General features: G+C 63.9%; 17 protein-coding genes. 5 read left to right on the top strand and 12 right to left on the bottom strand.

From position 1 onward, the window contains the following. Positions 1-373: 373 nt before the first annotated feature. The 8 genes from P5703_RS01220 to P5703_RS01185 all read right to left on the bottom strand — a co-directional run bounded on the left by P5703_RS01220 (position 374) and on the right by P5703_RS01185 (position 5,391). Positions 374-973, bottom strand: a complete 600-nt coding sequence (locus P5703_RS01220) for a S26 family signal peptidase (protein WP_028240158.1) — start codon at positions 971-973, stop codon at positions 374-376. Continuing rightward, complete coding sequence (locus P5703_RS01215; protein WP_015476696.1) at positions 970-1,527, bottom strand: DUF2840 domain-containing protein; 558 nt, start codon at positions 1,525-1,527, stop codon at positions 970-972. Before P5703_RS01215 ends, P5703_RS01220 begins: the two co-directional genes overlap by 4 nt. Then, positions 1,524-1,787: a hypothetical protein gene (locus tag P5703_RS01210; protein ID WP_023094609.1), complete on the bottom strand. Its 264-nt coding sequence runs from the start codon at positions 1,785-1,787 to the stop codon at positions 1,524-1,526. The genes P5703_RS01215 and P5703_RS01210 overlap by 4 nt, the downstream gene beginning before the upstream one ends. Beyond that, positions 1,784-2,422: a ParA family partition ATPase gene (gene parA / locus P5703_RS01205; RefSeq protein WP_279641350.1), complete on the bottom strand. Its 639-nt coding sequence runs from the start codon at positions 2,420-2,422 to the stop codon at positions 1,784-1,786. The genes P5703_RS01210 and parA overlap by 4 nt, the downstream gene beginning before the upstream one ends. Positions 2,423-2,663: 241 nt before the next feature. Continuing rightward, entirely contained in the window at positions 2,664-3,521 is an 858-nt protein-coding gene (locus P5703_RS01200) for a replication initiator protein A (RefSeq protein ID WP_156867395.1), read from the bottom strand. A 26-nt stretch (positions 3,522-3,547) separates the two neighbouring features. Then, the gene (locus P5703_RS01195; RefSeq protein ID WP_003488056.1) at positions 3,548-3,817 is read right to left on the bottom strand and encodes a helix-turn-helix transcriptional regulator; all 270 of its coding nucleotides are present in this window, start codon (positions 3,815-3,817) and stop codon (positions 3,548-3,550) included. A gap of 90 nt (positions 3,818-3,907) precedes the next feature. Further along, positions 3,908-4,705 (bottom strand): DUF2285 domain-containing protein, encoded by a 798-nt coding sequence (locus tag P5703_RS01190; RefSeq protein ID WP_028240160.1) that lies wholly within the window; start codon positions 4,703-4,705, stop codon positions 3,908-3,910. A gap of 335 nt (positions 4,706-5,040) precedes the next feature. Next, positions 5,041-5,391 carry a DUF2958 domain-containing protein gene (locus tag P5703_RS01185; protein ID WP_015476702.1) on the bottom strand — a complete coding sequence of 117 codons (351 nt, stop codon included), beginning with the start codon at positions 5,389-5,391 and terminating at the stop codon, positions 5,041-5,043. A gap of 318 nt (positions 5,392-5,709) precedes the next feature. Between P5703_RS01185 and P5703_RS01180 the strand changes: the two genes are divergently transcribed. Then, entirely contained in the window at positions 5,710-6,003 is a 294-nt protein-coding gene (locus tag P5703_RS01180) for a helix-turn-helix domain-containing protein (RefSeq protein WP_015476703.1), read from the top strand. Positions 6,004-6,073: 70 nt separating this feature from the next. Here the strand turns inward: P5703_RS01180 and P5703_RS01175 are convergent, their stop codons facing one another. The 4 genes from P5703_RS01175 to P5703_RS01160 all read right to left on the bottom strand — a co-directional run bounded on the left by P5703_RS01175 (position 6,074) and on the right by P5703_RS01160 (position 10,388). Further along, a complete protein-coding gene (locus P5703_RS01175) occupies positions 6,074-6,388 on the bottom strand; it encodes a DUF736 domain-containing protein (protein WP_014646114.1) in 315 nt (104 codons plus the stop codon). A 758-nt stretch (positions 6,389-7,146) separates the two neighbouring features. Beyond that, positions 7,147-7,356, bottom strand: a complete 210-nt coding sequence (locus P5703_RS01170; protein ID WP_028240162.1) for a hypothetical protein — start codon at positions 7,354-7,356, stop codon at positions 7,147-7,149. Between the two features lie 61 nt (positions 7,357-7,417). Beyond that, complete coding sequence (locus P5703_RS01165; RefSeq protein WP_028240163.1) at positions 7,418-9,481, bottom strand: ParB/RepB/Spo0J family partition protein; 2,064 nt, start codon at positions 9,479-9,481, stop codon at positions 7,418-7,420. Between the two features lie 79 nt (positions 9,482-9,560). After that, entirely contained in the window at positions 9,561-10,388 is an 828-nt protein-coding gene (locus P5703_RS01160; RefSeq protein WP_028240164.1) for a DUF932 domain-containing protein, read from the bottom strand. A gap of 625 nt (positions 10,389-11,013) precedes the next feature. Between P5703_RS01160 and P5703_RS01155 the strand changes: the two genes are divergently transcribed. The 4 genes from P5703_RS01155 to thcA all read left to right on the top strand — a co-directional run bounded on the left by P5703_RS01155 (position 11,014) and on the right by thcA (position 13,948). Next, positions 11,014-11,490: a TIR domain-containing protein gene (locus P5703_RS01155; RefSeq protein ID WP_033041353.1), complete on the top strand. Its 477-nt coding sequence runs from the start codon at positions 11,014-11,016 to the stop codon at positions 11,488-11,490. Positions 11,491-11,595: 105 nt separating this feature from the next. Continuing rightward, on the top strand, positions 11,596-12,198 hold the full coding sequence (locus tag P5703_RS01150) for a TIR domain-containing protein (protein ID WP_033041352.1): 603 nt from the start codon (positions 11,596-11,598) through the stop codon (positions 12,196-12,198). Continuing rightward, the gene (gene thcB4, locus P5703_RS01145; protein WP_033041350.1) at positions 12,195-13,382 is read left to right on the top strand and encodes a Thoeris type III anti-phage system protein ThcB4; all 1,188 of its coding nucleotides are present in this window, start codon (positions 12,195-12,197) and stop codon (positions 13,380-13,382) included. The genes P5703_RS01150 and thcB4 overlap by 4 nt, the downstream gene beginning before the upstream one ends. Next, positions 13,379-13,948, top strand: coding sequence for a Thoeris type III anti-phage system protein ThcA (thcA, locus tag P5703_RS01140; RefSeq protein ID WP_033041349.1), 570 nt, complete (start codon positions 13,379-13,381; stop codon positions 13,946-13,948). Before thcB4 ends, thcA begins: the two co-directional genes overlap by 4 nt. Positions 13,949-13,989 lie beyond the last annotated feature (41 nt).

Below are 13,989 nucleotides of genomic sequence, written 5' to 3'. Positions count from 1 at the left end.
GCGCCCCACGCGGCACGGCGGCGAAGCCGCTCCGTGCCGCGCCACCCCCATGTGCAGACAGGCTTTCGACGCGGCCCGGTGCCGCGTCCTTTTGTCTTGCCTTCCGCCTTTGCCCCTCGCTGTCGCTCCGGGCGTCGGCGGCCCGGCGGCGCTGCGCTGCTTGCAGCCAGCCCGCCGGCGAACGCGCCAATGGCCGCAGGCCGGGCGCGTTCGAGGCAAGACACCTGCACGCTGGACGGCTGCGCCGGATGTTGCGCGAGGCGCGGCGCGAATGCGCCCGCGCTGCACGCGCGACGACACGGCGGCAGCCACTGGAACGACATGCTCGATGGCACGACGAGAGGCACGGCAACGTGCAGCGAATCGACGGCCATCATGGGCGTGTCTCCAGCCAGACCGGGTGCGCGACGCCGATCACGGCGGATGCGCTGACCGGGCCGAAATAGCGGCTGTCGAACGATGCCGGATTGGTCACGCTCAACAGGAACAGCTCGCCCGGTTCGAGGCGGCGGCAAAGCTGCAAGGATGGCAGCGGCCGGCCCAGCCGGTCGGCAGGCAGCGAGGCGGCCGCAGGCACGCCGTCGATGCGTACCTGCCCGGCGACCATGCAAACGTGTTGCGGCGCGACCGCGCCCACACGTTTGAGCAGCGGAACGCGGGTCGGCAGGTAGCCGCGCTGCGCAGCCAGCATGGCGGCCCTGTCGGGCAGCGGCACCAGCACGATGCTGTCCACGGACAACGGACGTGGCAGCGAGGCGGTGCGCGGGTCGAACGGTTCGATGCGATACCAGCCGACCGCCACGCTGTCGGACGGGTTGTAGGTCAGACGCGGCAGCGGCGACACGAAAGCCGCCCAGGCCAGCGCAGCGAGGCCGACGGCAGCGAAGCCCGCCAGCACGATGCGAACGCGCAGGCGCGAGCGAGGATGCGGCGCGGCTTCGTGCGTGCATGTGGTGTTGGATTGGGTCGTCATGGCAGCGCCTTTCCGGCCAGCCAGGCGGCGTGCCGCTCGGCGGTGTATTCGGGCAGCGCCAGGCGGGCCGCCAGACGGTTGCCCAGCGTGCGCCAGTACGCGGGCGACACGTCGATGGCGGCGATGCCTTGCCCTTCGATGCCGTCGATGCGTTCCAGCACGGCAGGCACCGCGTTTTCGCCTTCGGCGTGCAGCAGCAGGCGTGCGCCCGGCCGCACGCCGGGGATGCGCTGCATGTCGTCCAGCGGCGTGGCGGCTTGCATCACCATGAGTTGCCAGCGGATCGTGCCGTAGTCGTTTGCTTCCCAGCGCACGCGGCAGAACATTGCACGCGGCAGGAACACCGCGCAGCGCCGCCAGCGGTCGAGCCGCAGCGTGCGCGCCGGCTCGCCGAAGCGCAGGTAGAGCTTGAAGCGCGGTTCGATGTAGGCGAGCGATACGCGAGTCAGCGGCACGCTGCCAGCTTGGTCGGCGAGCGTCGAAAGCGAAGGCGGCGGCGCAGCAGCCGGTGCAGCCGTCGCCGCATGAGCGGCAGGCAAGGCGGATCCGTTCATGGCAGGTTCTCCGGGCGCTTGTCGGGAAACTCCCGCTCCAGCAGGCCGCGCAGCAGTTCGGCCACGGTCACGCCCTGGCCGAAGGCGGCGATCTTGATGCGCGCGCGCAGCGCAGGCGTCACGTCGAGCGTCAGGCGTGCGGTGTAGAGGTCGCCTTTGTTGAGTGCATCGGCATCGCCCTGGCGAATCCACGCCTCGGCGTGCGGATTCGCGGGCGGACGTGCGCCGATGCCGACGCGCTTGCTGCGCGGGCTGCTCATGTCGGCCACCGCAGCAGTTCATCGGTGAGCACGGCAATCTCGCGTGCGGCGGCGCTGTCGGGCGCGGTTTCGCGGGCGAGCCGGCCAGCGGCCACGCTGTCGGCGAAGACGATGCGCTGGCGCACTTCGCTGTGCAGCGCCGGCAGCGGCTGTTCGGCCAGCGATTGCCGTGCTTCCCTGCCGATGATGGTGGTACTGACGCGCCGATTGATGACGAAGGCCGCGCGCAGCGCAGGCCGAAACACTTGCGCTTCGCGGATCAGCGCCACCATCTCGGCGCTGGCCCACAGGTCGTAGGGGCTGGGCTGCACGGGGATCAGCACGCGCTCGGCCGCCAGCAGCGCGGAGCGCGCCAGTGCCGCGATGCGTGGCGGGCCGTCGATGATGACGTGATCAGCCCACCTGGCGAGTTCTGGCGCCTCTTGATGCAGCGTTTCGCGTGCGAGGCCCACGGCGCTGAACAGCCGTGGCAAGCCTTGCTGGCTTCGGCGCTGTGTCCAGTCCAGCGATGAACCCTGCGGGTCGGCGTCCAGCAGCACGACGTGCTGGCCGCGCATCGCCAGCTCGCCGGCGATGTGGGTGGCGAGCGTGGTCTTGCCCACGCCGCCTTTCTGGTTGAGAAACGCGAAGATCATGGCGCGGCCCTCCCTGCTGGAAAGCCGGCCTGGCCGTGCCGTTTCGTGGTTGTCCACCGAAACGACGCGTTTCTACTAAAAGTTAGAGATTTATAGTTAGGTAAGTTAGAGGGGTCGCAAACCCGCGTCGTTACTGGCTTTGCGGCGTTTTCGTACTCCTGATAGCACGATAGGCGTACTCCCGATAGCACGATACCCGGCACTCCTGATAGCACGAGGCCGTCCACAGCTTTTCCCGCAGTTATCCCCGTGCCGTGAACGGCACGGGCCGGAAGGTCAGCAGTTCCAGCTTCTCGTCCGGCATCGACTCGATGCCCAGGACGTAGCCGGGCAGCGACTGCCGCGCGACCAGCACGCGCAGGTCGTAGGCGAAGTCCGAGAAGCGCGCCGCGCTGCCGGACTTGCGGTGCAGATGCCGGAAGTCGAATTGCCAGCCGTGTTCCTGCCGCCCGCCGTGCTTGCGCACCAGGCGATACAGCCAGCGTTCGATGCCACCTTTCAAGCGGAAATAGGCCGGGTCGATGGTCAACACCAGGGCGGCATCGAGCACGCCGGCATAGAACCAGTCCGGCAGGATCAGCTCGATGCCCAGCGGCGTGCCGCTGGCGTCGGCCAGCTCGCGCCATTCGTTCACCCACGAAAAGCGGTGCAAGCGCCTCCCGGTGGTTTCGCGGATGGAAGTCGCCACGCTGGTCGATTGCAGCCGGTCGAGCGCGGCTTTCAGGCGCTGGTAGTCGTTCAAGGACGTGCCGCGCCCGATGAAGCGCAGGATTTCGTAGGGCGTGGCGTGTATCCAGCGCGACGGGCGAATGCCTGCGTCGCGCGCCTCCACGATCTGCGAGGCCGCCCAAATCAACACGTCGGCATCCCATATCGTGGCGATGCCGTGCTCGGCCGTGCCTTCCACGCGGATGGTGATGTTCCCGCTGCGGAAGTCGATCGGCGCCGTGCGCCGCGACTTCGCCAGCGAGAAGAACGGAAAGGCCATCAAGTCCTGGCTGTCGCGCGGCGCCATGCCGTCGCCCGGCAGCGCGCGGAACAGGTCGAGCTGTTCCCGCTGCTGCGATCGCTGCCCCGACGGCAGCGATGGGCTGGACATGACGATGGCCACCGGCGAGCCGACGATCAGCGGCCATCACGGTAGTCGCCCGCGTGACGCTCGGCATATTCCGGGTCGGACGTGGCCTCGTAGCTGCGCTGGTCGGCCCAGGCATCGAGGTCGGCCACCGCGTACATGACGCGGCGGCCGAACTTGCGGAACTTCGGGCCGCCGCCGATCACGCGCTGTTTCTCCAGCGTGCGCGGCGACAGACGCAGGTATTCGGCGGCTTCGTCGTTGGTCAGGTAGCGTTGGGGCTGCACGGGCGCAGCGACAGCAGCGGCGGCAGGCCGCAAGGGAGCGGGTCGCATGGGATGTACCTCCATCAAGCCCGGCCACACCACGCGGCCGGATAGAGGCACTTTCAAGAAAGCAAGGCTTCCTGCTCAGGGACGTTTTGCAGGGGATGCAGCGCGTCCCTGTGCAACGGGCGGAAGCTGTGCCAGGCGGCGATAGCCGCCGCGCATCAGCGCATCGCCCCGGTGCACCAGTCGCCGCACGCGGGCGCGCAAGGCGCTATCGGCGTACCAGTCGGCGGCGACAGCATCGACGCCGAACAGCCCTTCGGCCACGTCGCGCAGGGACGCGCCCGCGAGGGTGCCGTCGAGCGCCTGGAGCGTGTTCAACTCCAGCAGCGCAGCGGGTGCCGGCCGCGACCGTGCCGTTCCCGCTGGCGCTGCATCGCCAGCGGCGGCCAGCTTGTCCAGTTCGGCCGCCAGCGCCTGATAGCGTCCGCAGGATGCGGCGCAGGCGCGAATGGCATAGGCGTAAGCCATGCCGTCGGCCAGGCCGGGAGCGATCACCAGCCGCAGGCAGCAGCCCAGCCAGCGTGTCAGCAGCACCAGGCGCTTGCCGTCGTGGATCAGGTGCTTCTGGCCGGGAAGGCACCAGAACGCGAAAGCCACCGCGTCGGGCGGCGGGTCGGCGTCCGGGTAGAGCTGCACTACCGCATCGTGATCGGGGAACCAGGCCGGGTGCGCGTCGCGCGCATCCAGGGCGGGATCTTCCAGCAGGCGCAGTCCCCAGCGCGCGGCGGCCTCTGGCCGGCGGCGGCGGCGCAGCCAGTCGCGGCGGTAGTCGGGGTGGCGACGCAGGTATTCCCACGCCAGCGCGGGGCCGTCGAGGTGCAGCATGTAGAGATACGCGGCGGTCGGATACCAGTGTTCGGCGCTCGGGTCAGCCATGACGCAGCCTCCTGTCATTCAGCAGGAACGTCGCCACGGATTCCGCTGTGCGGGAGCTATCGAGTCGCCATCAAGTCGTCATCGAAATCGGGGTACTCTGTAACTGCGGTGTCAAGACCGATTGGCTCCAGGGCATTGCGGAAATCGTCTGAATGCGACGGTTGCGCGCCACAAAAATGGTGCGCAGCATGGAGCACCGTGCAGCAGCCCGCGCCATAGATCATGACTGTTTGCATCAGAAGCGCACCGCTTCGGTGCAAGAGTGCGGATTCAGACCAATCAGGTCTTGGGTAAGACTGAAATAGTCAGAATGCGCCGTCGTTGGCTGGGACTGCTCAGTCGGTGATCGAACCGTTTTCCTCGGCCAGCCGCAGGTACTCCGACAGCCGCCGCACGGGCTGGAAGTAGCGATCGCGCATCACAGGTTGCTTGTGCGGCCCGACGATGGACGCCAGATCGGACAGCTTCACATGGCCCAGGCCGGGCATGCCTATTCCCAGGTCGATCAGCCCCCATGCCGTATCGCCATCGGCCGGGTCGAGCGCGGCCAGCAGCCAGGTGGCGTGCGCGTCGGGGGTGAACAGTCGCACCGCCGGCATTGGGTCGATGCTTCGGCCAGCGGCGCGTGCCGCGCCGACGGCGAGCAGTTGCGCCCGCTGTTCAGCGGTGACGAGCGGCTGGGTCATGGCCCGAATCCCCACGCATCCGAGGATGCACGGATACGATTTTCCACCGAAGCGCGGAACCGCCGAAGCGGATGCGTGCTTTGGCGGGAAAGCACGAAGGCGCAAGCCATCGAATCCGTACATGCACGGAAACGCGGAAGCGGAATTGCGCAGGCCAGGAAAGACACAGATGCGGTTCCCAGATTCTGTCGGAATCCGCCCATGCGGATTTCTGCAAAGGCACGAATACGGAAATCAACGACACCAAATGCGCACTATAGTTTGTAGCCCTATAGTGCGCAATCGGCTGTCATCTTGGTTTTCTAAGGAAAACCATAGGTGGCGGCGAAAGACTCATTGGCGACAGCAATACGGACGGTCAGGAAAGCGCGCGGCTTGAGCCAGGAAGCGTTCTCCGACGTGTCCAGCCGTACCTACCTGAGTTTGCTGGAGCGCGACCTGAAGAGCCCGACCATGCACAAGCTGACCGAGCTGTGCGAGGTCATGGACGTGCATCCGCTCACGTTGCTGACGCTGGCCTATGCCGGCGACAGCACGCGCAGGGCCGATCAGCTTCTGGCGCAGGTGCGCCAGGAGCTGGAGGCGGTGTTGAAGGAACGCGACACGCCGTAGGCGCGTGCGTGACGTGCTGCGCCAGCAGCACGGCGCCCCGCCGCAATGGACGGGGCGCGGTGGGCGGCCGTCAGGCTGCCTTGGGCTTGCTGCGCGACCAGATCAGGTCGTGCGTGCCGTCCTCGTTCTCGATCAGGCGGGCATAGACCGTCGCCGGGAACGAAGGGTCGTCGATGCTCACGGACAGGTACTCGCGCCCGGCCTCACTGGTCTTCTTCCACGCCGCGCCGATCTCGTGGCCGGCCGCCTGAAGGTGGAAGTCGGGGGCGTTCTCGCTGTCGCCCTTGTCGTTGGGAACCAGCTTGACCTTGACGTTCAGGGTCAGGGTGCGGAGCTGGCCGGTGAAGCCGTCTTTCTCTGCGGTGAAGGTGCCGATGTTAGCCATGATGTTTCTCCTTTCGGGTTGAACAAGGTCGCGCCAGTGCGTCCTTGTTGTGATCCGGCCGGCGGGGGATGGGCTGGCCGCACCGCGCAGCGGTCGCAACACCGTGGAGAACCTGGAAGCGAAAAGAATTTGCCGCGCGAGGAAGCCGCGCAGCGGCGGGGAAATTGTTTTCGCTGGAAGGTTGCGGCCATGAAGCCCAAGGCGTAGCCGTTCCCTCGCCAGGATTCACGACAAGCCAAGGACGCACGGGCCGCCCGCCCCCGAAAGGAGACATGGCCGACTCGGCATCCCCGCGTGACGGCTGCACCGGCTTGCGCCCTGACGCGAACCAGGTCAAAGCCCCGACGACAAGGCCAGAGCGCCCCTGCCGCAGCGCGCGACCACATGCTTGAGGCGTGGTGTGGATGCTCCATAGCGAGGCCGGGTGGCGTGTCGGTGAATCGCCCTTCGTGACGTACAGGCGCGAATCGCCAGCGTCGGGGACGGCACGCTATCGCACAACCTGCCGCAGCAAGCCGGGGCGTAGCCCTACAAGCCCCGCCCATTGCGGCGGGGCGCCATCGAAACCTTGCCCGCGCCAGCGGGCACCGATGGACGTGTCGCGTGCAAGGCACTTGCACGTCCGCCCCGTTGCCGCCTGGACGAAGGCGGCAACGGGGCGATTTTGACTTCGACGTTGGAACCGGGCGCGGCCACCGACGCCCCGGATTTTTGACCACCGGCCCCAAGGCGGAACGGCTTGGGGCCGGTGCTGCTCGTTATTCCTTGGTTTCGACAATCCACCACGCGGCACGCGGCAAGGTGTGGCCGGTAATGGGATGTAGGTCGGTCAGGTCGGCGCGGGCCGTCCAGCCACGCGGCGGACGGTAGCCGCGCACGTCGCCATCGCCGTGCCAGCGGCGGGCGCGTACCGTACCGGGGGCATAGATCGCCGCCATGCGCGGGCGGTCCGTGGTGTTGCGGCTCATGATAGGAATCCTTGGCGTGAAGCGCCCCGGCCGGAACCGGGGCGCTATCTGCGGTGCAGGATCACGCGGCCAGTGCCTCGGCCTGCGGCAGCTCATCCGCCACGGCGGCGACTTCCTCCGGCGCTTCGGCGCCCGCATCCACTGCCACGGCCTGCGCGTCCTGTTGCGGGCTTTCGGTGCGGAAGATGGCGGGCATCCAGCCCGTACCATCGGCCAGCCGTTCCGCTTCGCTGGCAATGTCGGCCTTCTTCAACTTCGCCAGCCGTGCAGCGTGCGACGGTGCGAACTCGCCCACGGCTTCCAGAATCGCGGCCTTCGGCACATGCTGGAAATACCCGTCTGCGGTGGGCTGCCACCATGCGGCCATGTCCAGCCCCACAGCCTGCGCCAGTTCCGCGCCCGGCTGGTGCGCAGTGGCGCGAGGCGTCACCACGTCCACGGTCGCCGCTACGCATACCGCCAGCAGCCGCACCAGTTCGCCTTGCTCCATCGCCAGCAGCGCGACGAACAGTTCGGCGCTGTCCTGCGGCAGCGCTTCGCCCGCGACCTGCTGCAACTCGCGCTGGGCGACGGCGGCGGGCGACTCGGGCCAGTCGGGGGCCATGCCTTCCAGCCGGTCTTGCACTTTCAGGCTCACGCCCAGCGGCAAGTCGTGGCCGTAGTGGTTGTCCTGCAAGACGCTCTGCACCATGCCATGCACCAGCGCGGCCAGCGCGACTTGCGGATGCCGGGCGACTTCGATTTGCAGCGCGGCGGTGCGGTGCGCGCTCAACCGCTGCGCCAGCCGGTCGGACAGGCTCGCGGCCTTGGGCTGCTCGGTGTCCTCGCCTTCGTCGTCGTTCCCGGCCTCGCCTTCCGCGCTGCCGAAACCCTGCCGCAAGCGTTCCAGCGTGCGCAGCGCCTTGGCTTCTGCCTCGCGCAGCAGCCCGCGATGAATCACGGCTTCGCCGCTGCGGTCGAGGGTGACGATGGCGCCGGCCACGGCGCGCACATCCGGGGCGTAGCCCTGCAAGGCTTCCTCCACGGCTTGCAGTTCCCCGGCAACCTGTTCGCGGCGCGGTTCCAGCGCTTCGGTCTTGTCCTCGTCCTCGGCGTCGTAGGCTTCTTCCAGTTCGGTGTCGATCTTGTCGAGGCGGGTTTGCAGCGAGGCGATGCGGCGGGCTTCGCGGGCGCTCGGTTCGCGGCGCTGGCGCGGTGCGTTCTGGAACGCCTGCCGCTCGGCGTAGCTCATGTGCGGCACGGCTTCGACCCACGCCCAACCCTCGGCGCGCACGTCCCCAGCCAGCGCATCCAGCTTGCCGCGCACCAGCGTTTCCAGCAGCGTGGCGTCGGTCAGGTAGGTTCCGGCATCGCCTTCCGCGAACAGGTCGCGGCGGATGCCGCCGCCCGCCGCCGTGTAGGCGTCCAGCCCGGCGAAGCGCACCAGCGGATGCGTGGCGTCGATTTCGCGTTCGGTCAGGCGTTCGCGCAGCGCGGACGCGCCACGCTGCCATTCTGGCGCACCGTAGAACGCGCTTTCCTGCGCGGCGTGGTCGTCGGTGATGGTCAGGGCCATCAACTGTTCCAGGGTGACGGCTCCGGCGCGGTAGTCGGCCAGCAGGCGCGGCGAGACGTTGGCGAGTTTGAGACGGCGCTGCACCACCAGCGGGGTCACGCCGAAGTCGGCGGCAATGTCTTCGATGGGGCGGCCTTCCTTGACCAGTGCGGCGAACGCCTCGAACTGGTCGGCCGGGTGCATCTGCTCGCGCAGCAGGTTTTCCGCGAGGCTGACGGTACGGGCCGAAGCATCGGGCACCAGCAGGCACGCCACTTCGTAGTCGGCAGGGATGCGCTTCTTCTTCGCCAGCAGCTTCAACGCGGTCAGTCGGCGGTCGCCGGCCACCACTTCGTACTGCTCGCCATCGGCGGCGAGGATGACGACGAGATTTTGCAGCAGGCCGATGCGGGCGATGCTCGCGGCCAGTTCGGGAATGGACAGGCGCGGGGTCTTGCGTGCGTTGCGCTTGGAGCGGCGCGGCAGCAACTGCGAGAGTGGAACCAAAATCAGGTTCTTGCTCGGGTCGGCCACTTCCAGCGGCGCGGCAGTTTCGATGGCGCGGGTTTCGGTTTGGGTAACGGCGTTCATGGTGATAACTCCTTGCGGTTAGGGATGCAGCAGCGAGAGAAGCGGCAAGGGCTGCTGCCTGCCCCTGCCGCGTGGGGGTTCAGGCTTTCAACTGGCGCATGCCATCGGCCAGCAGCCAAAGCGCACGGTTGAGGCGGATGTTCTGGTCGATGCCCTGTACCGGGCGGGTTTGCTGGCGGCGTCCGTTGGCGCTGCGCCCGCGCAGGCCGCCTTGGGTCAGGTTCTCTTGCGTGCGGTTGAACACGCTCCACAAGTCCGGGCGGCGGTCATCAAAGCGGCGCGGCATCAGGATTTGCGATTCCGTGATGGGCGCGGGCTTGTCGGGGTCGTCGTACTTGAGGGCCAGCGCGGCGCGGGCGAACACTTCGGATTCGCCATCGTTCAAGGTGATGGCGCGCATGGAATCGCGGGATTCCTGCACGCGGTCGAAGCCGCGCAAGACTTCGTAAGCGCCTTCGATGACGGAACCGGCCACGTCGCCTTTGTGGGGCACGCGCACGTCCGCCACCGTGTCGCCGCAGACAAGGCCATTGCTGCACACGAACCGGAACATTCCGGCCAGCATCTGATAGCTGCTCGTGCCGTCATGCGAGTTCAGCAGCACGATTTCGTTAGCCTCCGCGCCGTTGATCTGGCTGGCGTGGCGCAGGCGCAGCATGTGTTTGGTGTAGTCGCGGCGGTCGTCGTGGCGCACGCGGGTTTGCGCTGCCATGAAGGGTTCAAACCCTTCCTTGCGTAGTTCCGCCAGCACGGCGGCGGTGGGGATATAGGCGTACCGTTCGGAACGGCTTTCGTGCGGCGCGTCCGCGAAGATGGACGGGGCCACACGGCGGATTTGGTCATCGGACAGCGGGTAATCGCTGCGCAGCGACGGGGAACGGGAAGCGAATCGGGATGCGAGTTGCATTGCATTTCTCCTGACGAAAAGGGTTTGCTGTTCAAACCGCACACCGGATTCCTAGATTCGGAGCCCAGCCTTTCGGCTGTTCGGTGCGGTCGGCACGAGGAACCCGGTTGGCCCTGTTGCCACCGTCTTTCCTGAGTTCATCGCCCGCGGCCAAAGGAGCGCGCGGACGGGGGCCGTCAAGGAGACAAGCGCAGGGTTGGTGCGGCCCGCAGGCGCAGCCGAGGACACGGCCCTGCGCGCCTTGACGGCACACGGGAGCGGGCTACGGTCGCGGGTAAGGTGATGAAGTCAGGGGAGACGGCTGGACAAGGCAACGGCCATCCCTTTGTGCTGACCGCACGCAAGCGAAGCGCGCAGGCCCGAAGCTGGAAGCCGGGCCGGAGGCGTCAGGGATGTGGAAGGCTGGCGAATGCCAGTCCCGTCAGGGATGAGCGAATAGCGAACCTGGAGCAGCGCGGTCCGCGAAGCGGAGACGCAGGCGCACACTTTCAGCTATCATTTGTAAGGAAATTTACAAGAAAGTATTTCAAGCCAGCGATTAATTACGACTTCAGTTAAATAACTATCGCAATCCTCAATTCGAGATTTGCTTCATCGAAGCACCAACGACAAATGGAGATAAGTCATGGCGAATAAATGCTTTCTGAGCTTTCACTATAAACAGGATAGTTGGCGCGTGTCGCAAGTTCGGCAAATCGGAGCTATCGAAAAACAGCCTCTACTGGATTCGAACAAATGGGAAGAAATCAAGAAAGCAGGCGATGATGCCATCAAAAAATGGATCGCCGACAACATGAAAGGCAAAGAATGCCTTGTCGTACTTGTGGGCGAGAAGACTGCCAGCCGCCGCTGGGTCAAACACGAGATAAAGAAAGCCTGGAAGGACGGGCTGGGTGTACTCGCCATCCATGTCCACAATCTGAAAGACTCAGACGGAAATCAGTCGTCGAAAGGATCTAATCCGTTTACAGGCCTCACCGTTGATGGAGAAGCTGTCACGGGTAAAGTCTACGATCCGCCATACACCACCAGCACCAATGTGTATGACTACATCAAGTCGAATATTGAAACTTGGGTCAGCGACGCTATAAAGGCACGATGAACCGGCAATATCTGAATTGCATCCTGCGAGGTGTCGTTTGCTGTGGAGGATGCGGGTCACCTACATCCAAATTTGCCTGGGTTTAGTGTAATAGATGGAGTCAAAATGCCACGCAGAACATTCTTTTCTTTTCACTATGAGCCTGATGTATGGCGCGCCTGGAATGTCCGCAACAGTTGGGTTGTGAAGGAATCCGATGAGGAAAGCCGGGGCTTCTTTGACAGCAGCGTGTTTGAGGCATCGAAAAAAGAGAGTGACGATGCACTAAAGACTTTTCTCCGCAAGGGGTTGGAGAATACTTCGGTAACTTGTGTCCTTGCTGGAACCCATACATGGTCACGGCGATGGGTGCGCTACGAAATTGCTCGCAGTGTTATCAAGGGAAACGGCTTGCTAACCGTTTTCATTCACGGTGTCCAGAATAAAGACAAAGCGACATCTACAAAGGGTGCTGATCCATTGGCGCAGATGGGACTTTATAGAACCGATCGCGGCATATATCTCGCCGAGTGGAAGGACGGAAAGTGGGTGGCCTACGCAGATTACACGCTTGCGATTCCTGAGGGTGATCTGTGGTTCACAGCACCAAAAACGAATAGCGTAGTCCAACTGTCAAATCACTGCCTGAGTTACGATTTCATAGGCCAGGATGGCAGGAAAAATATTGGCGGATGGATTGAAACTGCTGCGGGAATGGCTGGCCGATGAGCGAGAACTCAAGCATGAGATCACCCTACCAGCTTATCCTGCTGGGTGCGGTCCATGGGCATGACACTCGCCTCCGCCGTAGCGTTGATCTGGCGCTTCAGGGGCTCGGGATTCCGAGCAACGCAATTACGTTTCTCAGCGATGCCAACGCCTCTAACCGCAGCTTAAAATCGCCGGTGATGGCAGTATTTTTCGGCTCGTCGGAAAGCACTGCCGATACCGCACTTGTGACGGAGTTGATTGATGACTCGATCGTTATCGCTCCGGTCGTTTCGGATTTGTCCCAGGTTCATGCAGAAATTCCGCCGCAGCTCAGACATGTCAATGCTATTGTATTGGGCACCAACGATGAAGGCATCACCCGCCTCGTTACGCTAGTCCTTGAGACATTTAGGCTGTTGCGACGTGAGCGACGACTTTTCATCAGTTACAAACGAACAGGGTCTCAGCCGCTGGCCGATCGGTTGTACGATGCGCTCGATGCTCGTGGCTTTGACGTTTTCATCGACGTGAGGTCAGTGCCTCCAGCCGCAGATTTCCAATCACAACTCTGGCACAGGATGTCGGATTCCGATGTCGTGGTGCTGATCGACACACCTGGCTTCAGAGAAGGTCGTTGGACGGCTGAAGAATTGGCGCGCGCAAACGCGACCAATGTGCAAATCTTGCACCTACTATGGCCGGGGCAAAAGGAAGACCCTGCATCGTCCTTCAGCCACTTCATGAAGCTTAGGCGTCGGGACTTCTTTGGATTTATTCCAATGCGGGGGCGTTGGGCCACGAAGGGATTGGTGACGAGAATTTGCGACGAGGTCGAACGGCTACGCGCACCAGCAATTGCCGCCCGCCACCGATATTTGGTCGATAACTTTTGCGACGCCGCCCGCGACGAGGGACTTGATCCAAGTGTTCAGATTGAAGGCTGGATTTCTCTCAAAACCGAGTCCAATCGAACGCTGGCGATCGTACCGGCAGTGGGAATACCAACCGCTGATCGCATCAACGAAGTGTTCGAAGCCATTACCAACCCCACTGTTGAGACGAGAGAAATATGGGTGATTTACGACAATAGAGGTGTACTGAGAACGTGGCTCTCTCACCTAGATTGGCTTGACTCGTATTTGCCGATCCGGGCCGTGCAAATGTCGAAGGCGCCACAACTTCTGAAGGAGCTCACCGCATGATAGATATATTTCTATCTGCCAGCGTGCCTTTGCCTGATCGCAATCGGGTATTTTTCGACACCGCCGATGTTCTTGCTATACGGGAAGCAATCAAGGCTTTGGTTGAAGTAGTGTTGCCGATTGGACGAATCACGTGCGGCGGCCATCCGGCGATAACGCCGCTATTGGCTCTCTTTTCCCGCGAGGCAAACCTTGACCGCAACAGGGTGGCGATTTACCAAAGTAAGCTTTTTGAGGGTCGATTGCCTCCTGAGCTAGCGGAGTTCGTCGACGTGCATATGGTGCCAGCGGTTGATGGCAACAGAGAAGCCAGTTTGACGGCCATGAGGCAAGCAATGATCGAAAGCCGCCGTTTCAGCGCAGCGGTGTTCGTCGGCGGCATGGAGGGGATCTATGAGGAGCATAAATTGTTCGTCGAACACCATCCCAAAGCTACAGTGCTCCCGCTTTCAACAACAGGGGCCGCCGCCAAAATAATTTATCAACAGGGAGAATATGATCCAATTTTTTCACGCGACCGAACCTATTCCAGCTTATTTCGTCGAAAGCTTCTGCCTGTGGATTAGCCGGGAAATTTTGCAGTAACTGCGTTCAGTAAGCTTGATGG

Origin of the sequence: Stutzerimonas sp. FeSN7, assembly GCF_030263795.1 — a bacterium.
Lineage (GTDB): Bacteria > Pseudomonadota > Gammaproteobacteria > Pseudomonadales > Pseudomonadaceae > Stutzerimonas > Stutzerimonas stutzeri.
The sequence above is the reverse complement of the archived record's forward strand: the minus strand, read 5'-3'. Positions and strand labels throughout refer to the sequence as shown.

Bases quoted from the DNA above. Each gene is read 5' to 3' on its own strand.
- P5703_RS01185 (WP_015476702.1), bottom strand. From the start codon at position 5,391: ATGACCCAGCCGCTCGTCACCGCTGAACAGCGGGCGCAACTGCTCGCC.
- P5703_RS01165 (WP_028240163.1), bottom strand. From the start codon at position 9,481: ATGAACGCCGTTACCCAAACCGAAACCCGCGCCATCGAAACTGCCGCG.
- parA (WP_279641350.1), bottom strand. From the start codon at position 2,422: ATGATCTTCGCGTTTCTCAACCAGAAAGGCGGCGTGGGCAAGACCACG.
- P5703_RS01190 (WP_028240160.1), bottom strand. From the start codon at position 4,705: ATGGCTGACCCGAGCGCCGAACACTGGTATCCGACCGCCGCGTATCTC.
- P5703_RS01175 (WP_014646114.1), bottom strand. From the start codon at position 6,388: ATGGCTAACATCGGCACCTTCACCGCAGAGAAAGACGGCTTCACCGGC.
- P5703_RS01160 (WP_028240164.1), bottom strand. From the start codon at position 10,388: ATGCAACTCGCATCCCGATTCGCTTCCCGTTCCCCGTCGCTGCGCAGC.
- P5703_RS01150 (WP_033041352.1), top strand. From the start codon at position 11,596: ATGCCACGCAGAACATTCTTTTCTTTTCACTATGAGCCTGATGTATGG.
- thcA (WP_033041349.1), top strand. From the start codon at position 13,379: ATGATAGATATATTTCTATCTGCCAGCGTGCCTTTGCCTGATCGCAAT.
- P5703_RS01220 (WP_028240158.1), bottom strand. From the start codon at position 973: ATGACGACCCAATCCAACACCACATGCACGCACGAAGCCGCGCCGCAT.
- P5703_RS01200 (WP_156867395.1), bottom strand. From the start codon at position 3,521: ATGTCCAGCCCATCGCTGCCGTCGGGGCAGCGATCGCAGCAGCGGGAA.
- P5703_RS01155 (WP_033041353.1), top strand. From the start codon at position 11,014: ATGGCGAATAAATGCTTTCTGAGCTTTCACTATAAACAGGATAGTTGG.
- P5703_RS01170 (WP_028240162.1), bottom strand. From the start codon at position 7,356: ATGAGCCGCAACACCACGGACCGCCCGCGCATGGCGGCGATCTATGCC.
- P5703_RS01210 (WP_023094609.1), bottom strand. From the start codon at position 1,787: ATGAGCAGCCCGCGCAGCAAGCGCGTCGGCATCGGCGCACGTCCGCCC.
- thcB4 (WP_033041350.1), top strand. From the start codon at position 12,195: ATGAGCGAGAACTCAAGCATGAGATCACCCTACCAGCTTATCCTGCTG.
- P5703_RS01215 (WP_015476696.1), bottom strand. From the start codon at position 1,527: ATGAACGGATCCGCCTTGCCTGCCGCTCATGCGGCGACGGCTGCACCG.